Source organism: Arthrobacter sp. 35/47 (genome assembly GCF_000520475.1).
Classification (GTDB): domain Bacteria; phylum Actinomycetota; class Actinomycetes; order Actinomycetales; family Micrococcaceae; genus Arthrobacter_D; species Arthrobacter_D subterraneus.
This window is the reverse complement of record NZ_KI914618.1, coordinates 109503-120880: the sequence shown is the minus strand read 5'-3', so window position 1 is coordinate 120880 and position 11378 is coordinate 109503. Positions and strand designations below refer to the sequence as shown.

The following is an 11378-nucleotide window of genomic DNA, read 5'->3' as shown; positions in this document are numbered from 1 at the left end:
GCCCAAGCGTGACGGTGCCCCGCGCGGTGCTGATGCTCCCAAGGGGGGCGGCAGCAAGGGCGCTCCGAAGGCAGCACGCAGCGGTCAACGTGGCGCATCAGCCGGTGCAGCGCCGTTCGGCAAGGAGCGGTTCGGCCGAAACCTCGGTGCAGTGCACCGTCCCCGCCGCCCCAAGGCTCCCCCCGTTGACCGGCTCGACGTCCACAATCCCGAGGGCGTCCGCCTGCAGAAGATCATGGCCTCCGCCGGCGTCGCCTCGCGGCGCGTGTGTGAGGACATGATCCGCGACGGCCGGGTTGAGGTGGACGGCACCATCGTCACCGACCTCGGCGTGCGGGTCGACCCCTCCAGTGCAGCCATCCACGTGGACGGCATCCGGCTGCAGCTCAACGAGACCATGGTCTACTACGCGTTCAACAAGCCCAAGGGCGTTGTCTCCACCATGGAGGATCCCGAAGGACGCCCGTGCATCAGCGACTTCCTGAAGAACCGCAAGGGTGAGCGGCTCTTCCATATCGGCCGGCTTGATGCCGCCACCGAGGGCCTGCTGCTGCTGACCAACGACGGCGAACTGACCAACCGGCTCACCCACCCTTCCTTCGAGGTGCCCAAGACCTATCTCGTGCAGGTCCGCGGACCCATGGCGCACGGCATCGGCGCCCAGATGAAGGAAGGCATCGAGCTCGAGGACGGCATCGCCAGCGTCGACTCCTTCAAGCTCGTTGACTCCACCCCGGGACACGTTCTCGTGGAAGTGGTGCTGCACTCCGGCCGCAACCGCGTGGTCCGCCGGTTGTTCGACGCCGTCGGCCACCCCGTCGAGCGCCTGGTCCGGACCCAGTTCGGGCCCATCCGCGTCGGCGATCAGCGCCAGGGCAGCATCCGCGTTCTCGGCCGCCAGGAAGTGGGGCACCTCCTGGCCGCTGTGGAGATGTAGCCGATGACCGTAACCAACGGCGGCACGCACCTGTCCGGGCCGGTGCTGATCGTCGGAACCGGCCTGCTCGGCACCAGTATCGGGCTCGGCCTGCGTGCCCGTGGACTCGACGTCGTCCTCTCCGACATCTCCCCGTCCACCCAGGCGGTGGCCCAGGATATCGGTGCCGGCCGGCCGCTTGATCCCTCGGATTCCGCCTTCGCCCCTGAACTCGTTGTGGTCGCGGCGCCGCCGGATGTCACCGGTGCGCTGGTGGTCGAGGCGCTGGCAGCCTACCCGGCCGCCGTCGTCGTCGATATTGCCAGCGTGAAGGATTCGGTGCTGAAAGCTGTGACGGAAGCAGGGGACGACGCCGCGCTGCCGCGTTATGTGGGCACCCACCCCATGGCGGGGCGGGAGAAATCCGGACCGGTGGCGGCCCGCGCGGAACTGTTCACTTCCATGCCCTGGGTGATTTGCGCCTCCGGGCAGAGCGCCCCGGATGCGGTGCGCACCGCTGAGGCGCTGGCGATCGATTTGGGCGCAGTTGTCTCCCGGATGTCCGCCGAAGAGCATGACCAGTCGGTGGCAGTCATCTCACACCTGCCGCAGGTGCTTTCCTCGCTGCTCGCGAGCCGGCTGCAGGACACCCCGGCGCATGCGCTCTCCCTTGCAGGGAACGGGCTGCGGGACGTCACCCGGATCGCCGCGAGCGATCCGCGGCTGTGGGTCCAGATCCTGTCCGCGAACGCGGGCCGCCTGGTGGAGATCCTTTACGGCGTGCGGGAAGACCTGAACCGGTTGATCGGGACGCTCGAGAACCCGCTGGGAGATGGCGCGCGGCTCGATATGGCGCAGCTGATGGCCGAGGGCAACATCGGGCAGGCGCGGATCCCGGGGAAGCACGGCACACCGCCCGAGGCGTTCGCCAGGCTCACCGTCCTGGTGGATGACGTTCCGGGACAGATCGCGCGGCTGCTCACCGAAATCGGTGACACCGGCATCAACCTTGAGGATCTCCGGCTCGAGCACTCGCCCGAGCGGCAGGTCGGCCTGGCCGAGATCTCGGTGCTGCCCGGCAAACGCCATGAACTCACAGATTTTCTTACGAGCCGCGGATGGAAGGTTGTTCAGTGACTGCTTCTCTTGCGCACTTCCGGTTGGGCAAGTCCCTGGTTGTGGCCATCGACGGACCGTCCGGTTCAGGCAAGTCCAGCGTCAGCCGGGAGACCGCCCGCCAGCTGCATGCGGCCTACCTCGACACCGGTGCCATGTATCGCGCGGTGACCCTGCACTGTCTTGAGAAGGGCGTCGACCTTACCGACGCAGGCGCGGTGGAACGCGCCTCCCGCGAGCTCGACCTGACCATCAGCACCCGGCCGGACACCGAGTCGGTGCTGGTCAGCGGCATCGACGTCACCGACGCCATCCGTGAGCCGCGCGTCTCCCAGGCGGTGAGCGCCGTCGCCACCACGCTCGGCGCCCGCGCCGAGCTGATCCGCCGGCAGCGGCAGATCATTGCGGACTCGCACCACCGCATCGTGGCCGAGGGCAGGGACATCACCACCGTCGTCGCACCCGATGCCGAGGTGCGCATCCTGCTGACGGCGAGTGAGGAAGCACGGCTGCGGCGGCGCGGCGACCAGCTTGGCGGATCCCAGACCGCCGATCAGCTGAAGCGGCAAGTCCTGGGACGTGATGCCAGGGACTCGTCCGTGGTTAATTTTCAGCAGGCCGCCAACGGGGTAGTGACCGTTGATTCATCGGACCTGGATTTTGAGCAGACAGTGACGGCGGTGCTCGACGTAGTTCGCACCGTCGCCCACCAATAAAACGAAGGATCGCACCATGAGCGAGAACCAGACCGAACTTGAGGAAGAGTACGAGCCCACGGGCGAGGACTCCGTAGCCGAGCACATCCATGCTCTGGATGACGCCGAGGCTGAGCGCCGGGCGGAATCCCTGCGCGCCGGTCTGGAGGACTATGAGCTGGACGAGGAAGACGCAGCCCTCCTCGCGCATGAGTTGGGAGATTACGACGACGAAGCCCCGGTCCGGCTGGATCCTGTCCTCGCGATCGTCGGCCGGCCGAACGTGGGCAAATCGACCCTGGTGAACCGGATCCTGGGGCGCCGCGAGGCGGTCGTGGAGGACACCCCAGGCGTCACGCGAGACCGGGTCATGTACTCGGCCACCTGGAACGGCACCAACTTCACGCTGGTGGACACCGGCGGCTGGGAGCATGACGCCCGGGGCATCCACGCCCGCGTGGCCGACCAGGCCGAGGCCGCCGTCGACCTCGCCGACGCCGTGCTGCTCGTCGTTGATGCCACGGTTGGCGCGACCGCCACTGATGAGGCAATTGTCCGCATGCTGCGGCGCAAGAAGAAGCCGGTCATCCTGATTGCAAACAAGGTAGACGACATCCAGAACGAGGCCGACGCCGCCGCGCTCTGGTCGCTCGGTTTCGGCGAGCCGATGCCCGTGTCGGCGCTGCACGGCCGCGGAACCGCGGACATGCTGGACAGGGCCGTGGAACTCATGCCGGAGTTTTCCGAGCATGGCGGTTTGGAGCGCTCCGGCGGACCGCGCCGGGTTGCGCTGATCGGCCGCCCGAACGTCGGCAAGTCCTCGCTGCTGAACAAGCTGGCCGGCACCGAGCGGGTTGTCGTTGACCCGCTGGCCGGCACTACCCGTGATCCGGTGGACGAGATGATCGAACTCGGTGGCCGGGTCTGGCGCTTCGTCGATACCGCGGGCATCCGCCGGCGCCAGCATATGGCGCAGGGTGCCGATTTCTATGCCTCGCTGCGTACGCAGTCCGCGCTGGAGAAGGCGGAGGTCGCCGTCGTCCTGCTCGCTGTTGACGAGGTGCTGAGCGAGCAGGATGTGCGCATTCTGAACCTTGCGATCGAGTCCGGGCGCGCGCTGGTGCTCGCCTTCAACAAGTGGGACCTGCTCGACGACGAACGCCGCCGCTACCTGGAACGCGAAATCGAGCAGGACCTCGCACATGTGGAATGGGCTCCGCGGGTCAACATCTCGGCGAAGACTGGCTGGCACAAGGACCGCCTGGTCCCCGCGCTGGACCGCGCTCTCGAGTCATGGGACAAGCGCATCCCCACCGGCAAGCTGAACGCCTTCCTCGGAGAGCTTGTTGCGGCGCACCCGCACCCGCTGCGTGGCGGGAAGCAGCCGAGGATCCTGTTCGGGACGCAGGCGTCATCCCGTCCGCCGCGGTTTGTGCTCTTCACCACCGGCTTCCTGGACCCGGGATACCGCAGATTCATTACACGTCGCCTCCGTGAGACGTTCGGCTTCGAGGGGACACCGATCGAGGTCAGCATGCGGGTCCGCGAGAAGCGCGGGCGCAAGAAGTAGCCGGTCCTCGTTTGCTGCGCCGGATTCCCCGCGTTCTGGCCGCTTCACCGGCGTGTTCAGGCCTTTCCGGGGTTCCTGACGCCGGTAACTGGGGGATCCGGTACGGTGATGTTTCTGCCTGTTCGCCCGGCGGGGCCGAGTTCGTCGTTGGGCGGGCGATAGGATAGGATTCTTTAGGTGGTTCGGACGGAATGGTCCGTGCCGATCGGGATGTGGCGCAGCTTGGTAGCGCACTTGACTGGGGGTCAAGGGGTCGCAGGTTCAAATCCTGTCATCCCGACCGTAAGGTCCCGGAAACTTCGGTTTCGGGGGCCTTTTTGGTTTCTCCGGACACTGCCACGCCACAGCAATTCTGTTAACTTCCCTTGGCATGCGAAATTTGTTGAATGAACACAGCTCAGCAGAAGACAAAGCCCCCTAGACCGCAACTTGTCTTTGATGTGTTGGGTACCTCCTGGGTGACGCCGCACATGGTCCGCGTGACGCTGGGCGGCCCCGGGTTTGAGCAGTTCCAGCCCAAGGACGTCACCGACAGCTACGTGAAGATCCTCTTCGCCAAACCGGAGCTCGGGCTTGAGCCGCCCTATGATCTCGCCGCGCTGCGCGAGAAGCTTCCAGCGGAAGACGTCCCGGTCACCCGTACCTACACCGTGAGACGGATTAATCAGGCGGACCGCACCATCGACGTCGACTTTGTTGTTCACGGCGATGAGGGCCTTGCCGGACCATGGGCTGCCCAGGCGAAACCGGGCGACCGGATCGCCCTGATGGGCCCCAACGGTGCCTACTCTCCTGATCCGACCGCCGACTGGCACCTGTTTGCGGGCGACGAATCCGCATTGCCTGCGATCAGCGCTGCCCTCGAAGCGCTGCCGGAAGATGCGGCCGGTGTGGCGTTTCTGGAATGCGGAGGTCCCGATGACAGGGTCGATCTGGTGAAACCGTTTGGGGTTGAGGTCAGGTGGATTCGCCGGGAGGTTCGAGATGACACAACGAGGGCGCTGCTCGCTGCCGCGGTTAGGGACTACCGGTGGCCAAGCGGACGCGTGCAGGTGTTTGCACACGGCGAGCGGGAATCGATGAAGGCCTTGCGCGACGTTTTTCTGAAGGAGCGGGGCCTGGGCAAGGACCAGCTGTCCCTCTCCGGCTACTGGGCCGCCGGCCGCACTGAAGACAGATTCCAGGCCGAGAAGCGTGAACCGATCGGTCAGGTTCTTCCTGCCTGACCCGACGGACGGCGGCGCGGCGCGCAGGGTGCGTGCGCGGTCCTGCAGAGTATGTTGGACCCATGGCATCCGAGGCGACAGTCTTATCCGTTGATGGGCCGCACGGCACCCGTGAAGTACGTATTTCAAGTCCACGCCGCGTCATGTGGCCTGAGCTTGGGTTGACGAAGCTTGATCTGGCGAAGTACCTGATCGACGTCGGTGAGGCGTTCATTGCCGCCAATGGTGACCGGCCGCTTGCGCTGCAGCGCTTCGGCGACAACATCGACGGCGAGCAGTTCTTCTCCAAGAATCCTCCCAAAGGAGCGCCGGACTACATCCGCTCCGTGAAGGTTGAATACCCCAGCGCACGGTCGCACCCGCAACTGGTGATCGATGAGCCTGCCGCTGCCGTCTGGGCGGCGCAGATGAACACCGTGGTGTTCCACCCGTGGCCTTCCAGGGCTGAGAATTCGGATAACCCCGATCAGTTGCGGATCGACCTGGACCCCCAGCCCGGCACCGACTTCGACGACGCTGTTCCGGCCGCAATCGAGCTTCGGAAAGTGCTTGAGGAAGCCGGCCTCAACGCCTTCCTCAAGACCTCGGGTAACCGGGGTATCCACGTATATGCACCGATCGAGCCGGTGCGCGAGTTCCTCGATGTCCGGCATGCCGTGATCGCTGCTGCACGTGAACTTGAGCGCCGCATGCCGGACAAGGTCACCACGTCCTGGTGGAAGGAGGAGCGCGGGGAGCGGGTGTTTGTCGACTTCAACCAGGCGAATCGCGACCGCACCATTGCCGGAGCCTACAGCCCGCGCGCGCTGGCACACGCGCCGGTTTCGTGTCCGATCACCTGGGACGAATTGGAGAAGGTGCATCCGAAAGACTTCACGATCCTGACCGTGCCGGGGCGGCTGCGGACAGTGGGGGACCCGTGGGCAGCTTTCCATGAGAAGCCGGGGACCATCGACACCCTGCTCGGCTGGTGGCAGCGCGACCTGGATTCCGGTTTGGGGGAGCTGCCCTTCCCGCCCGACTACCCGAAGATGCCCGGGGAGCCGCCCCGCGTCCAGCCGAGCCGCGCGAAGAAGGACAAGTAGTTTCCTTTTCCTAGCAGCCCCATGCGGACGGGTTCTCCGCGCAGGTGCCGTCGACGAGCCGGTTATCGGATCGCCAGATACTCACGAGGTGAGGTTCTGACTGGACCGCGGCTTGCCCGGCAATTGGAATCCAGGGCCCGCCATTGACGGAGTAATCACCGTTGAAACGTGTGGTGAGAACGAGGTTGTAGTCGCCTGTCGCGCCGTAGACATGGCTGGTGGGTGTTTCCACCAGGAGCCAGTCGACTTCCGGAACCGGGTTCCCCGCGGTTTGCGTGGTTTTTGTGGCGCCGTCGCCATAGTTCCAGTCGTATGCCACGGGCCATGCCCGGATGCGGACCTGGTCGCCGAGGGTATCGAAAGCGAACTCCTGCTCTTCCACGTCGGCCCAGAAATTGTTGTGTCCGCCGAGGAGCCCGAAATTGTTGGGCTCCGAGATGACGGCCGCCGCGATGATCGGCTGGCTCTGGAAATCCTCCAGTGTGATGACGACGGCGGGCTCCGCAGCTTCTCCGCCGTTCGGCGGCTCCGGCGTGGGGGAGCCCGGGTAGAGGCAGGATCTGTCACCGGTCCGCGTTTCCGACGGTGGACTGGTTGAGCTGTCGATGGCAATCCACTCGACCAGTTGGCCGTCGGGTTCAGCGTCGCACGCGGCGTTCAGGGTTACGCATACGGCAGGGTCCAGGTTGTTCAGCCGACCTTGGGTGCAAACTCGTTCGTATGTGTAGGTGATTGAGTCCCGCACTCCGGAATTTGCGGGAGCGCGTTCTACATGGCTCACCGGATTTCCGGGCTGGTCCGAGGCAATACGGTCCGACTTGTGACTGTCCGAAACGACGGTGCCGCCTCGAAATCCGCGCTCACTCGAATTGTCGGCTATTGCATCCATAGAGGTCGCAACTGAGACGACTAACGCACTAAGGAGTACGCATAGGCTAAAGGAGACATTGAGAAAGGTGCGTTTGACCCCCATCAATTCACCTCGATAGATCCGACGTCTGTCATTTCCCACGCGCCGTCCGCGTATATCGCGATGGCGAGATTCACTGCAGGTTCTGAGTACGCTGCGACTTCATCGATTACTTTGCCAGCCGAGTCGTAGACGACAATCGCTGACTGCGTTGTCGTAACGTAAGACTCAAAGGTCCCCTTTGTGGTTTTTTCGAACTTCGAGTCGAATGTCTTCATAGTCACGTCACCGCCCTGCATCCAACCCTCGTGAGCGTAGGAATCCGCGGTAGACGCTTCGACGTTTCGACAGGTGTCACATTCCGATCCAGTCACCGCCCAAAGCGGTTCGAAATCGTTTGTAGCCTGCGCGTAATTCAGCAGCTCAAACCACCACTCCGTAAACGCCTCAAGCCCCTCGACCGAATTCTCGTCCGCCAACGCGGGCTTCTCCGGAACCGGAATGTTCACGGCCGGTCCTGCGGCTGAGGCAGGGGAGGGAGTGGGTGTCGGCTCAGCAGAGGGTAACGCTGAAGCCGTCGCAGACGCCGGGACTGACGGCGCGGGCGTCTGAGCCACCCCGGGATCACCACCGGCGCACCCGCCGAGCACAAGAGCTGAAAGGGCGGCGCCGGCAAGGGCGCACACCACGCGAGACTGAATCATGAATTCCCCGACCGAATAGAGCCTACGACTACGTGTGAGCTGCCAACCATCCTAACCAGAGTCGGGTAACACGCCAGGGGTTATCCACACCCCCTCGTAATGAAGCTAGGCGAGGACCCTGCTGAGGTCGTAGGCCACAGGAATCTCGAGCTGTTCGAAGGTGCAGGAGCGCGGTTCACGGTCCGGCCGCCACCGCTCAAACTGCACGGTGTGCCGGAACCGGTCGCCCTCCATCTGGTCATACCGCACCTCGACCACCCGTCGCGGATGCAGCCGGACATAGGACACATCCTTCGCGGACGCGAAACGGCTCCGGTCCGTCTCCCCACGGACAATCTCACCGGATTCGTCCCGCATGACGTCAGGTTCCAGCTCATCCACGAGTTCCAGCCTGCGCTTGTCGGAGAACGCTGAGGCCCCACCGACGTTCCGCAGCTCCCCGCCGTCGTCATACATGCCAAGCAGCAGCGAGCCGACGCCCTGACCGCTCTTGTGCACGCGGTATCCCAGCACCACTGCGTCAGCGGTGCGCTTGTGCTTGACCTTGAGCATCAGCCTCTTGTTCGGCTCATACGCGGCAGCCAGCGGTTTCGCCACCACACCATCCAGCCCGGCGCCTTCAAACTCGACGAGCCACCGCCGCGCCAGTTCGACGTCGTCCGTCACCTGCGAAAGATGCACCGGCTCCGAGAACGTTTCCGCGATGCCCTCCAGGGCCTTCCTCCGTTCCGCGAACGGCACTTCCAGGAGGTTGTGGTCATCGATCCCGAGCAGGTCAAAGGCAATGAACGACGCCGGTGTCTGACCGGCGAGCATCCTCACCCTGCTGTCGGCCGGGTGGATGCGCTGCGAGAGGGCCTCCCAGTCGAGGCGTTCGGCACCAGGTTCTCCCCGACGGACCACAATTTCACCGTCAACCACGCACCGCTCGGGCAGGTGCTCCAGCAGCGCCTCCACCAGCTCCGGAAAGTACCTGGTGAGCGTCTTCGAGCCCCGGCTCCCGATCTCGCATTTGCCGTCCTCAACATGGATCACGGCGCGGAAGCCGTCCCATTTCGGTTCGTAGAGCAGTCCGCCGGGCACACTGTCCGCGGCGGGCACTTCACTGACCGCTTTTGCGAGCATGGGCTGGAGGGGGAACGGCAGGTCGCTCATACGTTGATCCTGTCTCATCAACCGCCGATTGGCTACGGACGCCACACCCGGGCGTCAGGGAACAGCATCAGGAAAGCCTTCGGAAAAGGGTGACGCATGGCACCGGCTCTGTGCCTATACTCGTTCGTGAGGCCCCCGATCGGAAGAGAAGGGGCCGCGCTTTGTTCAACCGCTTTGTGAGAGTCAATCCGTCCGGTGCCCACGAAAGGCCGACAATGAGCAACATTCCCGAAGACCTTTACTACACCGCCGAACACGAATGGGTCACCGCGCCCGACAACAACGGTGTTGTCCGTGTCGGCATCACTGATTTCGCCCAGGACGCGCTTGGCGACGTCGTGTACGTCCAGATGCCGGAGTCCGGTTCCAAGGTGGGCGCTTCCGACGTCGTCGGTGAGGTGGAGTCAACCAAGAGCGTCAGCGATATTTACGCACCCCTCACCGGCGAGGTGGTCACCCGGAATGAAGCGCTCGACGGCGACCCCGCCCTCATCAACTCGGATCCGTACGGTGATGGCTGGCTGTTCGAAATCAAGGTCGAGGACAACTCGGTGGTCGAGGAGCTTCTCAGTTCTTCGGAATACTCACAGCAGGTAGGCTAGAGTCACCGGCTCAGGCAAACCAATGGTGGCCAGCCGGGGAACCGGTTGGCCACATGTTTTTGGGGAAGGATTTTCATAATGGTAGGCGAGAACAACGCAGCCGCACAGGACGCTTCGGGATCCCATGTGCCCTCGCCTGAGACAACCACCATCGGGCTGCCTCCCCAGACCGCTTCAACCTCCGTTGAGCCTCGCCTGACCCGCGAGGAACTCGCCGCGGTTGCAGCGCTTCCGGCAGGATCGGCGCTGCTCATCGCGCATTCCGGCCCCAACGCCGGTGCACGCTTCCTCCTGGATGAGGACGTCACCACGGCCGGGCGGCACCCCAATGCGGATATTTTCCTCGATGACGTGACCGTTTCGCGCAAGCATGCCGAATTCCGCCGCGGCCCGGAGGGCTTCCAGGTGGTCGACTCGCGCAGCCTCAACGGAACCTATGTGAACAATGACCGGGTAGACGCCGTGGTACTGCGCAACGGCCACGAAGTGCAGATCGGCAAGTTCCGCCTCACCTTCTACGCCGCCGGGAGCGTGTCGCAGCCGCAGGGCCAGGCCTAGGCTCCTCCATGCCCTCCTCCCAGCCGTCCCGGCGACCCGTGGGCCTAGCCCCCGAGCGCGTCAGCGGGAACGTCCTGAATATCGGGGAGGTCCTCACCGAACTGACGGGGGACTTCCCGCAGATCAGTGCGTCCAAAATCCGGTTCCTCGAGGAAAAAGGGCTCATCACCCCGCAGCGCACCCGCGCCGGTTACCGGAAATACACACCGGTCGACGTCGAACGGCTGCGTTTTGTCCTCGCCCTCCAGCGGGACCAGTACCTTCCGCTGAAAGTCATCAAGGACTACCTTGACGCGATCGACCGGGGAGAGCGTCCCGAAAACCTGCCGGGCGGCGTCACACTCGGGCCGCGGATGGTGTCCGACCAGCTGGCCCGTGAGCTGGGATCGCACGCACGCCGCCTGACCAGGGAAACCCTCGCCGCCGAGGCCGGCGCTCGCCCGGAACTGATCCGCGACCTCATGTCCTTCGGCCTGATCGCCGAAGTCGAGGGCCGGTTCGACGAGCATGCCCTGAAGGTGACCCGAGCCTGCGTCCAGCTGGAATCCCACGGGATCGAGCCGCGGCACCTCCGCCCGTTCCGCGCTGCGGCAGATCGTGAACTCGGTCTCGTTGAGCGCGTCGTCGCGCCGGTCGCCTCCCGCCGCGACGTCGCCTCCAAGGCCCGCGCGGCGGAGACCGCCCGGGAGATCAGCGAGCTCTGCCTCAACCTGCACAGCGCCCTCGTCCAGGGCCAGATCGCACGGATGGAAAACTAGGAGGCAGCCATGATCGAGATGGATGTAGTAGGCGTTCGCATCGAACTACCGTCCAATCAGCCCCTCGTCCTGCTCAAGGAAAC

At 64.6% G+C, this 11378-nt stretch carries 12 protein-coding genes, 1 tRNA gene and 1 pseudogene; 11 read left to right on the top strand and 3 right to left on the bottom strand.

Annotated elements, in window-relative coordinates:
* From X803_RS20510 to ligD, 7 genes are all read left to right on the top strand, one after another.
* Positions 1–937, top strand: a 937-nt coding sequence (locus X803_RS20510; protein ID WP_084033846.1) for a pseudouridine synthase, incomplete at its 5' end; no start/stop codon positions are given.
* Between the two features lie 3 nt (positions 938–940).
* On the top strand, positions 941–2053 hold the full coding sequence (locus X803_RS0115380) for a prephenate dehydrogenase (RefSeq protein ID WP_026545823.1): 1113 nt from the start codon (positions 941–943) through the stop codon (positions 2051–2053).
* Positions 2050–2748 (top strand): (d)CMP kinase, encoded by a 699-nt coding sequence (gene cmk, locus X803_RS0115375; RefSeq protein WP_026545822.1) that lies wholly within the window; start codon positions 2050–2052, stop codon positions 2746–2748. The genes X803_RS0115380 and cmk overlap by 4 nt, the downstream gene beginning before the upstream one ends.
* 16 nt (positions 2749–2764) lie before the next feature.
* Positions 2765–4297, top strand: a complete 1533-nt coding sequence (gene der, locus X803_RS0115370) for a ribosome biogenesis GTPase Der (RefSeq protein ID WP_026545821.1) — start codon at positions 2765–2767, stop codon at positions 4295–4297.
* A gap of 206 nt (positions 4298–4503) precedes the next feature.
* A tRNA-Pro gene (locus X803_RS0115365) sits at positions 4504–4577 on the top strand.
* A 106-nt stretch (positions 4578–4683) separates the two neighbouring features.
* Positions 4684–5523: a siderophore-interacting protein gene (locus tag X803_RS0115360; protein WP_026545820.1), complete on the top strand. Its 840-nt coding sequence runs from the start codon at positions 4684–4686 to the stop codon at positions 5521–5523.
* A 62-nt stretch (positions 5524–5585) separates the two neighbouring features.
* Entirely contained in the window at positions 5586–6608 is a 1023-nt protein-coding gene (gene ligD, locus X803_RS0115355; RefSeq protein ID WP_026545819.1) for a non-homologous end-joining DNA ligase, read from the top strand.
* 10 nt (positions 6609–6618) lie between these two features.
* On the opposite strand, the gene X803_RS21165 is transcribed toward ligD, so the two are convergent.
* The 3 genes from X803_RS21165 to X803_RS0115340 all read right to left on the bottom strand — a co-directional run bounded on the left by X803_RS21165 (position 6619) and on the right by X803_RS0115340 (position 9377).
* Positions 6619–7389 carry a hypothetical protein gene (locus X803_RS21165; RefSeq protein ID WP_051470811.1) on the bottom strand — a complete coding sequence of 257 codons (771 nt, stop codon included), beginning with the start codon at positions 7387–7389 and terminating at the stop codon, positions 6619–6621.
* A 191-nt stretch (positions 7390–7580) separates the two neighbouring features.
* Positions 7581–8222 (bottom strand): DUF6318 family protein, encoded by a 642-nt coding sequence (locus X803_RS21160; RefSeq protein ID WP_275450950.1) that lies wholly within the window; start codon positions 8220–8222, stop codon positions 7581–7583.
* A gap of 105 nt (positions 8223–8327) precedes the next feature.
* Entirely contained in the window at positions 8328–9377 is a 1050-nt protein-coding gene (locus tag X803_RS0115340) for an ATP-dependent DNA ligase (RefSeq protein ID WP_026545818.1), read from the bottom strand.
* A gap of 215 nt (positions 9378–9592) precedes the next feature.
* On the opposite strand from X803_RS0115340, the gene gcvH reads away from it, so the two are divergent.
* The 4 genes and pseudogenes from gcvH to X803_RS22890 all read left to right on the top strand — a co-directional run.
* Positions 9593–9979, top strand: coding sequence for a glycine cleavage system protein GcvH (gcvH, locus tag X803_RS0115335; RefSeq protein WP_026545817.1), 387 nt, complete (start codon positions 9593–9595; stop codon positions 9977–9979).
* A gap of 78 nt (positions 9980–10057) precedes the next feature.
* Entirely contained in the window at positions 10058–10537 is a 480-nt protein-coding gene (locus tag X803_RS0115330; protein WP_026545816.1) for an FHA domain-containing protein, read from the top strand.
* 8 nt (positions 10538–10545) lie between these two features.
* Positions 10546–11295 (top strand): transcriptional regulator FtsR, encoded by a 750-nt coding sequence (locus X803_RS0115325; protein ID WP_051470809.1) that lies wholly within the window; start codon positions 10546–10548, stop codon positions 11293–11295.
* A gap of 9 nt (positions 11296–11304) precedes the next feature.
* Positions 11305–11378 (top strand): annotated as a pseudogene (locus X803_RS22890) (bifunctional nuclease family protein); the annotation flags it as partial.